Annotated in this window: 16 protein-coding genes; 5 read left to right on the top strand and 11 right to left on the bottom strand. The window is 72.0% G+C overall.

The features are described 5' to 3' along the window. Positions 1-15: 15 nt before the first annotated feature. The 9 genes from C4U03_RS03865 to C4U03_RS03825 form a co-directional block, all read right to left on the bottom strand. Positions 16-1,164, bottom strand: coding sequence for a thiolase family protein (locus C4U03_RS03865; protein WP_103936167.1), 1,149 nt, complete (start codon positions 1,162-1,164; stop codon positions 16-18). Beyond that, positions 1,161-1,580 carry a Zn-ribbon domain-containing OB-fold protein gene (locus C4U03_RS03860; protein ID WP_103936166.1) on the bottom strand — a complete coding sequence of 140 codons (420 nt, stop codon included), beginning with the start codon at positions 1,578-1,580 and terminating at the stop codon, positions 1,161-1,163. The genes C4U03_RS03865 and C4U03_RS03860 overlap by 4 nt, the downstream gene beginning before the upstream one ends. Beyond that, entirely contained in the window at positions 1,580-2,002 is a 423-nt protein-coding gene (locus tag C4U03_RS03855) for a Zn-ribbon domain-containing OB-fold protein (protein WP_103936165.1), read from the bottom strand. Before C4U03_RS03855 ends, C4U03_RS03860 begins: the two co-directional genes overlap by 1 nt. Beyond that, positions 1,999-3,186, bottom strand: coding sequence for a thiolase C-terminal domain-containing protein (locus C4U03_RS03850; protein ID WP_103936164.1), 1,188 nt, complete (start codon positions 3,184-3,186; stop codon positions 1,999-2,001). Before C4U03_RS03850 ends, C4U03_RS03855 begins: the two co-directional genes overlap by 4 nt. Further along, complete coding sequence (locus C4U03_RS03845) at positions 3,179-4,363, bottom strand: CaiB/BaiF CoA transferase family protein (RefSeq protein ID WP_103936163.1); 1,185 nt, start codon at positions 4,361-4,363, stop codon at positions 3,179-3,181. The genes C4U03_RS03850 and C4U03_RS03845 overlap by 8 nt, the downstream gene beginning before the upstream one ends. Further along, on the bottom strand, positions 4,360-5,649 hold the full coding sequence (locus tag C4U03_RS03840) for a CaiB/BaiF CoA transferase family protein (RefSeq protein ID WP_200827006.1): 1,290 nt from the start codon (positions 5,647-5,649) through the stop codon (positions 4,360-4,362). Before C4U03_RS03840 ends, C4U03_RS03845 begins: the two co-directional genes overlap by 4 nt. A gap of 77 nt (positions 5,650-5,726) precedes the next feature. Next, entirely contained in the window at positions 5,727-6,545 is an 819-nt protein-coding gene (locus C4U03_RS03835) for an SDR family NAD(P)-dependent oxidoreductase (protein ID WP_103936162.1), read from the bottom strand. Beyond that, positions 6,542-7,795 (bottom strand): acyl-CoA dehydrogenase family protein, encoded by a 1,254-nt coding sequence (locus C4U03_RS03830; protein WP_200827005.1) that lies wholly within the window; start codon positions 7,793-7,795, stop codon positions 6,542-6,544. Before C4U03_RS03830 ends, C4U03_RS03835 begins: the two co-directional genes overlap by 4 nt. After that, positions 7,792-8,589: an SDR family NAD(P)-dependent oxidoreductase gene (locus C4U03_RS03825; RefSeq protein ID WP_103936161.1), complete on the bottom strand. Its 798-nt coding sequence runs from the start codon at positions 8,587-8,589 to the stop codon at positions 7,792-7,794. Before C4U03_RS03825 ends, C4U03_RS03830 begins: the two co-directional genes overlap by 4 nt. Before the next feature lie 366 nt (positions 8,590-8,955). On the opposite strand from C4U03_RS03825, the gene C4U03_RS03820 reads away from it, so the two are divergent. The 5 genes from C4U03_RS03820 (at position 8,956) to C4U03_RS03800 (ending at position 12,952) form a co-directional block, all read left to right on the top strand. Next, the gene (locus C4U03_RS03820; protein ID WP_103936160.1) at positions 8,956-9,786 is read left to right on the top strand and encodes a mycofactocin-coupled SDR family oxidoreductase; all 831 of its coding nucleotides are present in this window, start codon (positions 8,956-8,958) and stop codon (positions 9,784-9,786) included. Between the two features lie 32 nt (positions 9,787-9,818). Further along, positions 9,819-10,013, top strand: a complete 195-nt coding sequence (locus C4U03_RS03815) for a ferredoxin (RefSeq protein ID WP_103936159.1) — start codon at positions 9,819-9,821, stop codon at positions 10,011-10,013. After that, a complete protein-coding gene (locus C4U03_RS03810; RefSeq protein WP_103936158.1) occupies positions 10,013-11,251 on the top strand; it encodes a cytochrome P450 in 1,239 nt (412 codons plus the stop codon). Before C4U03_RS03815 ends, C4U03_RS03810 begins: the two co-directional genes overlap by 1 nt. Positions 11,252-11,268: 17 nt before the next feature. After that, the gene (locus C4U03_RS03805; protein WP_103936157.1) at positions 11,269-11,655 is read left to right on the top strand and encodes an ester cyclase; all 387 of its coding nucleotides are present in this window, start codon (positions 11,269-11,271) and stop codon (positions 11,653-11,655) included. A gap of 97 nt (positions 11,656-11,752) precedes the next feature. Further along, on the top strand, positions 11,753-12,952 hold the full coding sequence (locus C4U03_RS03800; RefSeq protein ID WP_103936156.1) for an NAD(P)/FAD-dependent oxidoreductase: 1,200 nt from the start codon (positions 11,753-11,755) through the stop codon (positions 12,950-12,952). A gap of 146 nt (positions 12,953-13,098) precedes the next feature. On the opposite strand, the gene C4U03_RS03795 is transcribed toward C4U03_RS03800, so the two are convergent. Then, positions 13,099-14,130: a phosphotransferase family protein gene (locus C4U03_RS03795; protein ID WP_103936155.1), complete on the bottom strand. Its 1,032-nt coding sequence runs from the start codon at positions 14,128-14,130 to the stop codon at positions 13,099-13,101. After that, on the bottom strand, positions 14,127-15,320 hold the full coding sequence (locus C4U03_RS03790; protein WP_103936154.1) for an acyl-CoA dehydrogenase family protein: 1,194 nt from the start codon (positions 15,318-15,320) through the stop codon (positions 14,127-14,129). Before C4U03_RS03790 ends, C4U03_RS03795 begins: the two co-directional genes overlap by 4 nt. Positions 15,321-15,395 lie beyond the last annotated feature (75 nt).

The raw sequence follows: 15,395 nt of genomic DNA, 5'->3' as shown, positions 1-15,395 counted from the left end.
GTTCCTTCCTAATGATCAGCGGGTGAGCAGGGTGCACGCGCTGATGCCGGGCGCCCCGTAGACGTGGGTGAAGCCGACCCGGGGCCCGCCGGGCACCTGGTGCGCGCCGGCGTCGCCCCGCAGCTGCAGCACGTTCTCGTAGACCTGCCGCAGCCCCGACGCGCCGATCGGCTCGCCGTTGGCGATGCACCCGCCGTCGGTGTTGACCGGCAGCCGGCCGCCGATCTCGGTCGCCCCCTCGGCGATCAGCCCGTCCTGCTCGCCGTGCGCGCACAGCCCCGTCTCGGCCATGTGCATCAGCTCCGCGCCCGACTCGGTGTCCTGCAGCTGCGCCACGTCCACCTCGTCCGGGCCGATGCCGGCCTGCTCGAACACCGCCCGCGCCGCGTCCACCGTCGGCGAGTCCGCCCGTTCGATCGCCAGCCACGGGCTGAACACCTCGAACGACCCGTACCGCCGCGACCGCAGCGTCGCCCCGCGCAGGAACACCGGCCGGTCGGTGTAGTGGTGCGCCCGGTCGGCACGGCACAGCACCAGCGCCACCGCGCCCTCGGCGGGCGAGCAGTACATGTACTGCGTCAGCGGATGCGAGATCATCGGCGACGCCGCGATCTCCGCCTCGCTCAGCGGGGTGCGCCGCCAGGCTTTGGGGTTCAGCGCGCCGTTGCGGAACGCCTTGGCCGCGATCTTGGTCAGTACGCCGGCGTCCATCCCGGTCCGGTGCAGGTACCGCTGGATCTTCATGCCGAAGAACTGCGTGGTGAGCATCAGCCCGGTCTCCCCGTACCAGGCGCCGATCCCGTGCTCGGCCGGGTCGGTGTTGAACGCGCCCCGCTCGTGCTTGTCGAAGCCGATCACGATGCCCAGGTCGTGCAGCCCCGACATGATCGCCGCATACGCGCTGATCAGCGCGCTGCCGCCGGTGGCGCACCCGTTGGCCACGTTGATGAACGGCAGGCTGGTCAGGCCCAGCTCCGACACCAGCGTGTCGGCGTCGCCCGCCGAGTGGCTGCCCCCGAACGCGAACTGCAGGTCCGCGAAACCCACGCCCGCGTCGGCCAGCGCCGCCCGCGCCGCCACCACCGCCTGCCGGCGGCCCGAGACCCCGGGAGTGCGGCCGAACGGGTGGATGCCGATCCCGACGATCGCCACGTCCGCGCTCATCGCCCCTCCTCCCGCGCCGGGGCGAACGCGAACGTCAGCACCGGCGTCCCGGCGTCGTCGGTGCGGAAGGGCACCAGCTCCAGCACCATCGGCATCCCGATCCACAGCCGGTCGGGGTCGCTCTCGGTCAGCCGCGCCTCCACGATCACCTGCTCCGGCAGTTCCACATAACCCACCCCGTACGGCTCGAACTCCGGCGGTCCCGCATACGGCGGCTTGGGGCGGAACCCCTGCACCGTGAACGACCACAATGTGCCCGTCCGTGCAAGCGGCACGTCCTGCATCGAGTCCCCCGTGCACCGCGGGCAGCCGCCCTGCCTGGGGAAGGTGTGCGCGCCGCAGTCGGCGCACCGGCTGCCCACCAGCGCCACCCCGTCCGGGGTGTCGGTGAACAGCGAATCGTCCACGGTACGCATCACGCCTCGACCTCCCAGTTGGGGACGGTGGTACCGTCGGGCGCCCGGTCGAAGCGCACCCGCACCGGCTGCCCGACCTCCAGCTCGGCCTCCCCGGGAAGGCTCCCGACGAGCCGGGCGTCGATCTCCTCCAGGTCGACCAGCACGACCGTGTACGGCGTCGGGAACGCCGGGTGCACCTGGTGGGTGACGGTGGTCCAGGCGTGCACGCGCCCGCGGCCGGGCACGGCGCGCCATTCGCTGCGGGCGCCCCCGCAGGCGAAGCAGACCTGCCGGGGCAGGTGCAGCAACTGCCCGCACTCGCTGCAGAACCGCAGCGCCAGCTCGCCCCTGCGGGCGGCGGCGAAGAAACCGCCGGTGTCGTGGTCGTCCTCGACCGGCATCAGCGGCAGTACGGCGACGTCGTTGAACATCCCGCTCATCCCCTCACCAGCAGCAGCGCGCTCGTGCCGGGCGGCGGGGCCGAGGTGACCAGGCTGACCTCGGCGCCGGTGACCTGTGAGGTCGAGGTGCCGCGGATCTGGCGGACGCCCTCCAGCACGTGGTTCATCCCGTGCACATAGCCCTCCGACAGGTTCCCCCCGGCGGTGTTGATCGGCAGGGCGCCGCCCGGGCGCAGCGCCCCGCTCTCAGTGAAGGCGCCGCCCTCTCCCTTGGCACAGAAGCCGTAGTCCTCCAGCTGGAGCAGCACCGTGATCGTGAAGCAGTCGTAGATCTGCGCCACGTCCACCTCGGAGGGCCCCAGGCCGGCGCGGGAGAACAGGGTCCGCGCCACGGTCTGCGAGGGCGTCACCGTGATGTCGGGGCGCATCAGCATCGGGTACATCACCCCGGGCTGCACCCGTGGTCCCGTCGACTGCGCGACCGCGCGGACCAGCACCGGCGGCTGCGCGCAGTCGGCCGCGCGCTCGGCGGAGGTGACGACGACGGCGCAGGCGCCGTCAGTCTCCAGGCAGAAGTCGAACAACCGCAGCGGCAGCGAGATCGGCCGTGCCGCCAGGCACTGCTCCAACGTCAGCGCCCGCTCGTGCATCTGCGCGGCCGGGTTGCGGTTGGCGGCCTCCCGGCAGGCCAGCGCGATCTCCGCCAGTGCCTCGTAGCGGGTGCCGTAGGTGCTCATGTGACGCTGGGCCAGCAGCGCGAAGAACTGACCGGGGGTCACCAGCCCGTAAGGCGCGAAGAACTCCTCGTAGGCGCCCCGGCCGCCGACCCGGGCGTCAGGGTCGGGGGCGCCCAGCCCGTAGCGGCGTCCGGACCGGCCGTTGAGGGCGCGGTAGACCAGGACGGTGGTGGCCTGCCCGGACAGGATCGCCGCGACCGCCTGGCCGACCATGGCGCAGGGGCCCGACCCGCCCGGTCCGGTCTGCCCCCAGTAGGTCAGGTCGGCGATGCCCAGCGCGTCGGCGATCGCGCCGTAGGAGACCAGGTCGTAGTCGCAGGACACGACACCGTCCACGTCGGCCACGGTGAGCCCGGCGTCCTGCAGCGCGGCCCGGCACGCCTGCGCGGCCAGCGTCAGCTCGCTGCGACCGCTGTCCTTGGAAAACTCGGTCGCGCCGATGCCGGCGATGGCGCAGCGGTCGCGGTGGGAGAGGGCCTCAGACACCTTCGAGCACCTCCGCGGTGTGCTCCCCGAGCCGGGGGGCGCGGCGCGGCCCGGGGAGGTCGAAGGAGCTGAACCGGTACGGGCTGCCGGGGTGCGGGACGGGCCGCGCCCCCTCCTCTTCCTCCACCTCGACGAAGAATTCCCGCGCCCGCAGGTGCTCGTCGTCGAACAGTTCCTCCGGCGCCCTGCTGACCCCGATCGGCAGTCCGCGCCGCTGGCCCTCGTGGTAGGCGGTCTCGGCGTCCATGAGCAGGAAGAACACCTCGACGAGTTCCTGGACGTGCGCGAAGTTCGCCTGCCGGTGCGCCAGGTCGTCGTAGGCGGGGTCGGTGAGGTCGGCGGCCAGCCCCATGTCGTCCATCCACTCCACCAGGGCCCGCCAGGGCTTCTGGTCGGCGAGGATGAGCGCGAAGTACACGTAGCGGTCGTCGCCGCAACGGAACAGGGCCGGTTGCGTCGGGGCCGGCTGGGCGTGCCGGCAGGTCTGCCGCTTGACGATCGCCTTCGGGTAGAACCAGAACGGGTTGGACAGCTCGCCGCTGACCGCGCAGGCCGCGTGCACGGAGACGTCCACGACCTGCCCCTTGCCGGTCCGCCGCCGTTCGAGCAGGGCCAGCAGCAGGCCGGTGTGGGCGAAGCTGGCCGCCGTCGTGTAGGCGTGGTCGCCGCCGGGGCGGATCGGCGGGATGGAGTGGTCGTCGTAGCCGCAGGAGTGGAGCATCCCGCCGGCCGCCAGCCCCACCAGGTCGCCGCCGCGGTAGGCCGACCACGGCCCGTCCAGGCCGAACGGGGTCACCGCGACCACGATCAGCCGGGGATGCCGGGCGGCCAGCTCGGCCGGGACGAGGCCGCGCGCGGCGGCCTGCGCGGGCGGCAGCGAGGTCAGCAGCACGTCGGCGCCGGCGATCAGCTCGGCAAGCGCGGCCCGGCCGGCGTCCTCGGCGTCGTCGATCGTGACGCTGCGCTTGCCGGCGTTGTACCAGCGGAAGGACAGGCTGGCCTCGGGGTCGGTGCGGTCGCCGGCGAACGGCCCGATCCGCCGACCGGCCGCCCCGGAGGGGGGCTCCACCTTGATGACGTCGGCGCCGGAGCCGGCCAGCAGCTTGCCGGTGTACTCCCCGCCGGGGTCGTCGGCGATCTCCACGACCCGCAGGCCGTGGTAGGGGGTGGCGGTCACAGGATCCCCTCCCTGGTCAGCTCGGCGATCTCCTCCTGCGGCATGCCGAGCAGGGTCGTGAACACGTACTCGTTGTCCTCGCCGAGCAGCGGCGCCGAACGCCAGTGGTCCGGCTCGATGCCGGAGAAGAGCACCGGGCTGCCCTCGAACCGCGCTTCGCCGATGACGGGGTGGTCGAGTTCGAAGAAGGTGCCCCGGTGCGCGAGCTGGGGGTCGCGCTCGTTGAGGTCGCCGGCGTGCTGCACCGCTGCCGCCGCGACGCCCGCGGCCTGCAGCCGGTGCATGATCTTGTGCGGGTCGCGCTCGCGCGTCCACGCCGACAGGTGCTCGTCGAGGGCGTCCTGGTGGGCGAAGCGGCCGGCCTGGGTGGCGAACCGCGGGTCGGCGGCCCACTCGGCGGCGTCCAGCTCGGTGACCAGGGCCTTCCAGTCGGCGTCGTCGAAGACCGCGATTGCGACCCAGCGGTCCTCGCCGGCCGCCGGGTACACCCCGTGCGGCGCCGCCTGCGGGTGCTCCAGCCGGTTGCCGGTCGGGAAGTCCGCTCCTCGGGTGGAGCGGCTGTTCACGGCGACGTCCAGCATGACCGGGCCGAGCAGGTTGATCCCCACCTCGACCGCGGAGACGTCGACCTCCGTGCCCTGCCCGGTGATCTCCCGCTGCAGCACCGCCATGAGGAGGGCGGCGGAGTTGTAGTACGCCGCCTGGTTGTCCATGTGCGAGAAGCCCCATCCCGACGGCTCGCGTCCGGGCAGGCCGCTGATGTGGGTCAGCCCGCTGACGGCCTGGATCACCGGGCCGTAGCTGCGGTACTCGCTGTGCGGTCCCTCGTGGCCGTAGCCGCTCATCCGCCCGTAGATGACGTCCGGCCGCAGTTCCCGCAGCCGCTCGTAGGTCAGGCCCCACCGTTCCATCACGCCGGGCGCGAAGTTCTCGGTCACCACCGAGGCCTGGGAGATCAGCCGTTCGGCGATCCGCCGGCCGCGCTCGGTCCGCATGTTGATGGTGACGCCGAGCTTGTTGCGGTTGTAGTTGTTGAACAGCCCGCCCTTGTCGGGGTCCGGGTTGGGGTCCTCCTCGCCATAGGTGCGGACCTCACCCTTGTAGAAGGGCAGCCGACGGGGCATGTCCAGCCGGCTGCGGTCCTCGATCTTGATGACGTCGGCGCCGAAGTCGGCGAGCAGGCGGGTCGCGACCGATCCCACGCCCATCCAGCAGAAGTCCGCGACGACGAGCCCGGCCAGCGGGCCGCGTCGCTTCCTCGGGCGGCGGTCCAGTGGTGTCGACACCGACACTCCTTCCAAATTCATCATGAGGTTTTGAGATGGGCAGGCGGCACCCCCGCAGACGCCCGGGGGCGGTCCGGTCAGGGCGCCGCCAGCCGCCCCCCGTCCACGGCGAGCAGGGCGCCGGTGGTGAAGCCGGCCGACGGCCCGCACAGGTACAGCGCCGCGCCGACGATCTCGTCCGGCCGGCCGCCCCGGTGCAGCGGCCAGGACTCGGCCATCTCGTCGAAGGCCGCCAGGTCCCAGGCCCGGCTGATGTCGGTGAAGAACGGGCCGGCCAGGATCGTGTTCACCCGTACCGTCGGCCCGTACTCCTGGGCGAAGCCCGCGGTGAGGGTGTTCAGCGCCGCCTTGGCCGCGGCGTAGGGCAGGTCCGCGGCGGTCGGGCGGACCGAGGCGATCGAGCTGATGTTGAGGATCACCCCGCCGCCGTTGGCGGCCATCCGCCTGCCGGCCGCCGCCATCAACCGGAACGGGCCCTTGAGGTTGACCCCGATGACCTTGTCGAACAGTTCCTCGCTGACCTCGTCCAGGCTCGGGTACAGCGGGGCGATCCCGGCGTTGTTGACCAGGATGTCGACCGGGCCGAGCTCGCTGTCGACCTCGTCGAGCAGCCCGGTCAGCCGGTCCCAGTCCGCGACGTGGGCGGCGTGCGCGCTGACCCGGCGGCCGGTGGCGTCCGCCAGTTCCTCGGCGAGCTCCACACAGGCGTCCTTCTTGCGGCTGACCACCGCGACGTCGGCGCCGGCCGCCGCGAAGGCGATGGCGATCTCCCGGCCCAGCCCGCGGCTGCCACCGGTGACCAGGGCGACCCGCCCCGCCAGCGGCTGCTCCGCTCCCCGCGCGGCCAGGACGGCCTCGGCGACCGGGCGGATGTGAACGCGCTCTGCCGTGCTCATCGCGGAATCTCCCTCCAGGGAACGTCGTGGTCGGCCCGGGGCTCCCGGGGAAGGTCCAGCAGGCGTTCGCCGATGATCGTGCGCTGCACCTCGTCGGAACCGCCGGCGATGCGGTACCCGGGGGCGCCCAGGACGTGCTCGGTCCACCCGAAGGCGTCCTCACCGGTGTCGGCCACCAGCCGCGGTCCGAGGATCACCGCCGCCGCCTCGCTCACCAGCGTCAGCCCCTGGCTCCAGGCCAGCTTGCGCAGCGACCCGATCGGCCCCGGCTCGATCCCGGCCAGCCGCGTCTCCCGGTCGCGCTGCGCCGCCAACTGCGCGATCCGCTCGTGCACCCACACCTCGGCCAGCAGCCGCCGCACCTCCGGGTCACCGGTCCGGTCCAGCCTGCGGGCCAGCGCGACGAGCTGGGCGTATCCGCCGCCGACCGCGCTGGTCTGGCCGCTGTGCCCGCGCTCGAACCCGAGCGTGGCCAGCGCGACCCGCCAGCCCTCGCCGACGCCGCCCAGGCGCAGCGAGTCGGGAACGCGCACCTGGTCGAAGAACACCTCGCAGAATGACGAGCCGCCCGACATCTGGCGCAGCGGACGGACCTCGACCCCGGGGGTGTCCATCGGCAGCAGGAACGCCGTCAGGCCCTTGTGCTTGGGCACGTCCGGGTCGGTGCGGGCGATGAGCTCGCCCCACCCGGCGAACTGCGCGCCGGAACTCCACACCTTCTGTCCGGTGATCACCCACTCGTCCCCGTCGCGGACGGCCCGGGTGGCCAGCCCCGCCAGGTCCGATCCGGCCGACGGCTCGGAGAACAGCTGGCAGGCCAGCTCGTCGCCGCGCAGCAGGGGCCGCACCAGCCGCTCCTGCTGCTCCGGCGTCCCGAACAGCCGCACCGTCGGCGCGATCAGGTGCACGCTCACCGAGGCCAGCTCGTGCGACCCCGGTGTGTCGAACTCGGCTTCGACCTCGGCGAACGCCTCCTCGAACAGGGGATCGAGCCCGGCGCCGCCGTGCTCGGCCGGCCAGGTCAGCGCGCCGTACCCGGCGTCGAACTTGGTCCGCTGCCAGGCGCAGATCCGCCCCAGCAGCGCCTTCTCCTCCTCGAACGGCAGGTCGTGGAAGACCGCCACGCTCCGGGCCGCCTCGTCCTGGTCCTGCCGGGGGCGGGCATGGCCCGCCAGCCACCGGCGGGCCTGCCGGGCGAACTCCGCGAGCCCGTCCGGCGTCCCGTCCACCCGGGCCGGTGCCGCCGTCACCACAGGGACTCACCGCCGTCGACGACGAGGTTGGTCCCGGTGACGAACGAGGCGGCGGGGTTGCACAGGTAGAGCGCCCCCTCGGCCATGTCGGAGGGCATGCCGGCCCGGTTCAGCGGGGCCAGCTCGGCGCCGAGCTCGGCGGCCTGGGGGTTGTGGGACAGCGCCATCGGGGTCACCACCAGGCCCGGGGACAGCGCGTTGACCCGGATGCCCAGCGGGGCCAGCTCGTAGGCGGCCACCCGCACCAGCTGGTTCAGCCCGGCCTTGGTCGTCGAGTAGGGCAGGGTGTTCGGCCGCGCCCCCTGGGCCCGGATCGAGGAGATCACCAGGATCGCGCGGTTGTCGGCGGGCCGGTCGCGCATCAGCCGCGCGGCGGCCTGCGTGCAGCGGAAGGTCCCGGTGAGGTTGGTGGAGACGATCCCGTCCCACTCCTCATCGGTCACCTCCAGGAACGACCGGAAGATCCCGTAGCCGACGTTGGCCACGAAGATGTTCAGCACCGGCAGCTCACGGGCGATGTGGTCGAACAGCGCGTCGATCCCGGCGCGCCCGCCGAGGTCGGCGGGCAGCGACTCGATCCGCTGGCCGTCCCCGGCGAGGGCGCGCAGCCGCCCCGCCGCCTCGTCGAGGGCGGCCTTGTCGCGGGCCGCGATGAGGACGTTCGCCCCCTCGCCGACGAAGCGTTCGGCGATCGCGTACCCGATCCCCTTGCTCCCGCCGGTCACCACGGCCCACTGGCCGCGGAGCAGCCCGGCCCCTGCCTCGCCGCTGTGCTGCTGTGCTGCTGTCACGTCGTTCCTCCGTTGCCGTGCGGCGTCGGTGCGCTCGCCTCTCCCACCTGTGGCCGGCGGGTCCGCTGCGCTCCGGGCTGTCGCCCCCCGGGGCGCCGGTGCGGCCGACCGGGTCCGCGGGCACCGCCGTCACCTGGTCGGCTGTCTGGGTAGTGTGGTGTACGCAACGTAAATCATCATGATGAAAGAGCGCAAGAAGCACCCCTACCTCACCCTCGTCCGGAGAGGGATCATCATGAGGATTCGGAAATATTCTCATGATGATTCTTGACCGGTGACGCTCGGCGGCTATACCGTGCTGGCCACCCAGGGGTGGGATAGATCACACCGTCAGAAACCCTCAGTAACGAGCAGAAGCGAGGATGTATGGGACGGGTAGCAGGCCGTGTCGCACTGATCACCGGTGCGGCCCGTGGGCAGGGACGCGCCCACGCCGTACGGCTGGCCCAGGAGGGCGCCGACATCGTCGCCGTCGACCTGTGCCGTGACCAGCCGGAGTTGCTCTACAGCCAGGGAACCCCCGAGGACCTGGCCGAGACCGTGCGGCTGGTCGAGCAGGAGGGCCGCTCGATCATCGCCCGGGCCGGCGACGTGCGCGACCAGGCCGCGCTGGACGGCATCGTGGCCGAGGCGCTGGAGCGGTTCGGCAAGATCGACGTCCTGGTCTCCAACGCCGGAATCTCCAACCAGGGGCCGGCCCACCAGCTCACCGACAAGCAGTGGTCCGACATCCTGGAGACCAACCTGGTCGGCGCCTGGCACGCCGCCAAGGCGGTGATCCCGTCCATGATCGAACGCGGGTCGGGATCGATCATCTTCGTCAGCTCCACCACCGGGCTGCGCGGAGTGCCGGGCCAGGTCCACTACGGGGCCTCCAAGCACGGCATCCAGGGCCTGATGGGCGGTCTGGCCAACGAGCTCGGCCAGCACGGCATCCGGGTCAACTCGGTCAACCCCGGCACCGTGAACACGCCGATGGCGCTGAACGAACGGCTGCTCAAGGACTACCTGCCGCACCTCGAAAACCCCACCCTCGACGACGCCGCCGAGGCCTTCAAGCCGCTCACCCTGCTGCCCGTTCCGTGGGTGGAGCCGGAGGACGTCGCCAACGCGGTGCTGTGGCTGGCCTCCGAGGAGGCCCGCTACGTCACCGGCGTCGCGATCCCCGTGGACTGCGGGCTGCTGGCCAAGTTCTGACCGCTCAAGACGCGAGACCGAGGAGGATCTTCATGCTCGCGAAGCTGGAAATCGACATACCCATGTGCCAGGCCCACGGCCGCTGCTACGAAACCGCACCAGACGTGCTCGACGCCGACGACAACGGCGTCGCCGTCCTCAAGAGCGACGAGCCGATCGACGCCGAGCGGGCCCGCGCGATCGCCGCCACCTGCCCCGAGTTCGCCATCCTGGTCAAGGAGGTCTGATGACCGTCCAGGAAACCCCCGCCGAGACCCCCCAGAGCCGGGGGAAGTGCCCGGTCGACCTCTGGTCGGAGGAGTTCAACCAGAACTTCTGGGAGACCCTCGGCCACCTGCAGCAGAACTCCTCCCTCGGCGTGCACACCCAGGGCAGCACACCGTGCTACTACGCCACCCGGTACGAGGACGTCTTCAAGGTGCTGCGGGACGCCGCGACCTACTCCTCCGAGGGCGGCGTGGCGATCCTCGGCGGTGACAACCGCGCCGAGCCGCCCAAGAACGAGAGCCGGTTCCTGCCCGAGGACCTCGACCCGCCGGTGCACACCGAGTGGCGCAGGTTCCTCGACCCCCTCCTCACCGCCAAGGAGGTCGAGAAGTACCAGCAGACGATCCTGGACGTCACCGACGAACTGCTCGACGCCGTGCTGCCCCAGGGCCGGTTCAAGGTGATCGCCGACTTCCTGCGCCCGCTGCAGCTGAAGGTCGTCTTCCGGGAGATCCTGCACCTGCCCGAGGACGAGATCGAGGCGTGGATGCACTGGAGCCACGACCTGTTCGTCGGCGAGACCCCCGAGATCGCCGCGGCGGCCTTCCAGAGCATCAACCAGGCGGCCGAGGACCTCGTCGTGAAGCGGACGGCCGAGCCGCTGGACAACGACCTGGTCAGCGCCATCTGCGCGGTCAAGGAGGTCGGTGGGCGCGAGCCGACCCTCGCCGAGCGCACCGCCGTGACCGTGCCGCTGGCGATCGCCGGCACCGAGTCGGTGGGAACGCTCCTGGGCGGCATCCTGCACCACCTGGCCACCCATCCCGACGACCTGGTCGAGCTGGTCGCCGACCCCTCCCTGGTCCCCGCCGCGGTGGAGGAGGGGCTGCGGATGTTCGCCAACGTCACCGCGCTGCAGCGCACGGTCACCCGCGACACCGAGTTGGCCGGGGTTCCGCTCAAGCCCGGTGACAAGGTCTGGACCAGCTACAACGGTGCCAACCGCGACGGGGACAGGTTCCCCGACCCGCACACCTGGAACCTGCACCGCGAGGACGTGCGCCACCTGGCGTTCGGCGTGGGCCCGCACCGCTGCCTGGGCTCCAACCACGCCCGCCTGATGATGCGGCTGGCGCTCGAACGCGTGATCGCGCGCATGCCCCGCTTCACCCTGGCACCCGACCAGACGATCGCCCGCTTCTCCATGCCGACCCGCGGCATCCACGAGTTCATCATCGAGATCCCCACCGAGGGCTGACGGACGGGAACACCGACATGTCCGAAGACACCAAGCAGGAACTGTTCGAGCGGGCGCTCGCCGTGGTCGACGCCTGGAACCGCCTCGACTTCGACGCCCTGCGCGAACTCGTGGACGAGAACGTCGAGGTCGTGCACCAAAACCGGGGCGTGGCCGCCCGCGGCCGCGACCTGATGTTCCAGACCATCGAGAACATGAGCAAGGCGTTCCCCGACCGGTCGATCGGCGAGACCACCCGCTGGGCGGTCAGCGGGAACACGGTCTTCCGTGAGACCGTGTGGCAGGGAACCGCCGCGATGGACGTGCCCGGCTTCGGCAAGACCGGTGAGCACTGCAAGCTCAACGTCCTGTCGCTGATGACCTTCAAGGACGGTCGCCTCGTCGAGTGGTGCGACTACGGCTGACGGTCCGCCAGGGGGGCGGGTGCGGTGTGCACCCGCCCCCCTGCGCAACCCTTCGGTGGAGTTCCGGGACCGCCCCGGGTCGGATAGAGGAGTTCGCATGACAGGCCAGCCACAGCACGTCGTGGTGGTCGGCGCCGGGCTGGGCGGCATCCGGACCGCCGAGCAACTGCGCGCCGCAGGCTTCCAGGGGAAGATCAGCCTGGTGGGGGCCGAGCCGCACCCGCCCTACGACCGCCCGCCGCTGTCCAAGCAGGTGCTCACCGGGGAATGGGCTCCCGAACGGATCGTGCTGTGCGGCAAGCCCCGGCTGGACGATCTCGGGATCGACGCCCGGTTCGGCGAGCCGGCGGTGGCGCTGCACGACGGCGCCGTCGAACTCGCCGACGGCGCCCGCCTGACCGCCGACGCGTTCGTCATCGCAACCGGAGTGGCGGCCCGGCGGCTCCCCGGCCAGCCCGGCACCGCGCACGTGCTGCGCACTCTGGACGACACGTTCGCGCTGCAGAACGCGCTGGCGACCGCACGCTCCCTGCTGATCGTCGGCGCCGGCTTCGTCGGCGCCGAGGTCGCCGGCGCCGCACGGGCCCGCGACATCACCGTGACCGTCCTGGAGGCCATGCCGGTACCGTTCACCCGGGCCCTGGGACCCGAGATCGGCGCCGTCTGCGCCCGGCTGCTCACCGAAGGCGGCGTCGATCTGCGCACCGGCGCCCGCCTGGAACGCTTCACCGGGGAATCCTCCGTCGACCTGGCCGACGGCACCCATCTGACCGCCGACGTCCTGCTCGTCGGAGTCGGCGGAACACCCGAACTCGGCTGGCTCGCCGGCACCGGCATCGACACCTCCGACGGAGTGCCCTGCGACGCCCGCGGCCGCGTCGAAGGCCGTCCCGGGACCTGGGCGGTCGGTGACGTCGCCGCCTGGGCGGATCCCGTCCGGGGCCACCGGCACCGCGCCGAACACTGGACCAGCGCCACCGACCAGGCCGCCGTCGTGGCCCGCGACATCGTCGGCGCCGACACGGCGCCCCTCCCCACCCCGTACTTCTGGTCCGACCAGTTCGGCCTGAAGATCCAGCTGGTCGGCCGTCCCGACCTCGCCGACACCGTGCTCCCCCTCCACGGCACCGCCCTCGACGGCGGTCCCGTCAAGGGCACGGTCGCGGCCTACTTCGCCGGCGAGCACCTGGTCGCCGTCGTCGGCTTCGGCGCACCCAGGCTCGTTGCCCGCTACCGCAGGCTCGTCGGCCCCCAGGCCACCCGCACCGAGGTCATGGCCCTGGCCGCGGCCGGCTGAGGCAGCAGGCAGCCCGCCGCTCCCCTGCCCTGCCGGTCAGTGCCGTGTTCAGTGCGGTTCGAGGTCACCGGGGCAGGTGGGCCTCCCCTCCTGACAGTGCTCGGGCCGTTCACGTTCGGTGGGTCGGGATGCTCGCCGCTCTTTCGTCACGTGGTCTGCGCCAGGGTCCGCAGGCCGGCGGCGGCCAGTGGTGCGACGGCCTGTCCGACGGTGTCGAAGCCGGTGCCGCGGGTCATGCCCTGGCGGAAGCGGGCATGGATGCCTTCGGCGATGATGGCGATCTTGAAGTAGCCGAGAGCGAGATAGAACTGCAGGTCACCAAGGTCACGTCCGCTGGAGCGAGCGTAACGCTGGGCGAGATCGGCGATGCCCGGCAGCCGCGGGCTGGTCGAGGCGGCCGTACCTGCCAGCACCGGGGCGAAGGCCGGATCGGCGTAGACCAGATGCAGCCCGAGGTCGGCGAGCGGGTCGCCCAGGGTGGCCATCTCCCAGTCCACGACCGCCCGCACCGTGCCCGGGTCGGCGGGGTCGAGGATGGCGTTGTCGATGCGGTAGTCGCCGTGCACGATGCAGGCGCCGCTCTCGGCCGGGCAGGTGGCGGCGAGCCGCTCGTGCAGCCGGTCGATGTCGCCGAGTTCGCGGGTACGAACCCGCTGCCACTGGTCGTACCAGCGCCTCACCTGACGGGCCAGATAACCGTCCGGCCGCCCGAACCCGGCCAGACCGACCTCGGCGGGATCGACGGCGTGCAACCGGGCCAGCACGTCGATCAGGCCGTGGCCGCAGCCGGTGATCTCCTCCTGCGGCAGGGCGTGCAGTTCCTCGATCGTGCGGATCACCGTGCCGTCGACGTACTCGACCACCGCGAACGGCACGCCGAGCACGTCCGCCTCGGCGAAGGCCACCGCTCGGGCCACGGGGACGTCGGTGTCGGACAGGGCGGCGACGACCCGGTATTCGCGTTGCATGTCGTGGGCCGAGGGGGTGAGTCCGCCCAGCGGTGGGCGGCGCAGCACCCAGGTCGTACACCCGTCGGAGAGCCGGTAGGTCAGGTTGGACCGGCCGCCCTGCATGAGTTCGGCGGTGAGCCGGCCGCCGAATCCGGGGACCCGTTCGGCGAAGAACCGTTCGAGCGCGGGCAGGTCGAGGCCGTCCAGGGGCGCCGTCTCGGTGCTCATCGTCCGGCCGTCTTGTCGTGCTCGCGCAGGACCCGGCGGGCGATGGACCAGCGGTGCGTCTCGGACGGGCCGTCGTAGATGCGGAACGGCCGCACCTCACGCAGGAAGCGGCTGAGCAGGATGTCCCCGGAGACGCCGAGGGAGCCGCAGATCTGCAGCGCGCGGTCGACGACCCGCCAGACGGCCTCGGCGCAGAAGGTCTTGGCGATCGAGACGGACTGGGAGGCGTGGCCGCCCTGGTCCAGCTCCCAGCAGGCCTGGGTGATGAGGCCGCGGGCCGCGGCGATATCGATCTCGTTGTCAGCGATCATCTGCTGGACCATCCCCAGATCGCCCAGCCGGGAGCCGAAGAGGCGACGCTCGGCGGCGCGGGCGACGGCGATGTCCTGGGCGCGGCGGGCGATGCCCAGCCAGCGCATGCAGTGCGTCATCCGGGCCGGCCCCAGCCTGACCTGCGCGTAGCGGAACCCCTGGTCGACCTCCCCGAGCACGGCCTCGTCCGGCACCACACAGCCGTCGAACAGCAGCTCGATGTGGCCGCCGTACAGGCTCTCGTCCAGGGTCTCGATGTGGCGGACCGTCTTCATCCCCGGGTTGTCGGCATCGACCAGGAACATGGTCGCGCCGCCCGCATCACCGGGCTCGCCCGCGGTACGGGCCATGCAGATCGCAAAACCCGCGCCCTCGGCGCCGGTGATGAACCACTTGCGGCCGTCGATGCGCCAGCCACCGGGGACCCGCTCCGCGCGCGTGGTCAGCGCAGCGGGGTCCGAGCCCGCGCCCGGGGCCGGCTCGGTCATCGCGAAACAGGACCGGACCTCGCCCGCGGCGAGCGGCCGCAGGTAGCGCTCCTTCTGCTCCTCGGTGGCGATGGCCTCCAGCATGTGCATGTTGCCCTCGTCGGGCGCGGCGATGTTCAATGCCAGCGGACCCAGCAGCGAGTAGCCCGCCTCCTCGAACACGGCGGCCCGGCCCCGCATGTCGAGCCCGTGCCCGCCGAACTCGGCGCTCACGTGCGGGGCGAACACCCCGGCCTCCCGGGCGGCCCGCTGCAACTCCACCCGCACTTCCTCCGAGCGCGCGACCCCGCGCTCCCTCTCCTCCACGGGCACCACCACCTGGCGGACGAACTGCGCGGTGCGCTGCGCGAGCTGCGCGACGGACGGGTCCGGGGTGAGGTCGACTGCCATGACCACCTCGCAAAGGCTAACGACTATTAGCCTCCATCTTAGCGATGCACCTATCTCACCTAAAGCCTCGGGTGG

This window comes from Thermomonospora echinospora, from assembly GCF_900108175.1.
GTDB lineage: Bacteria > Actinomycetota > Actinomycetes > Streptosporangiales > Streptosporangiaceae > Thermomonospora > Thermomonospora echinospora.
This window is presented reverse-complemented; position numbering and strand designations above follow the sequence as displayed.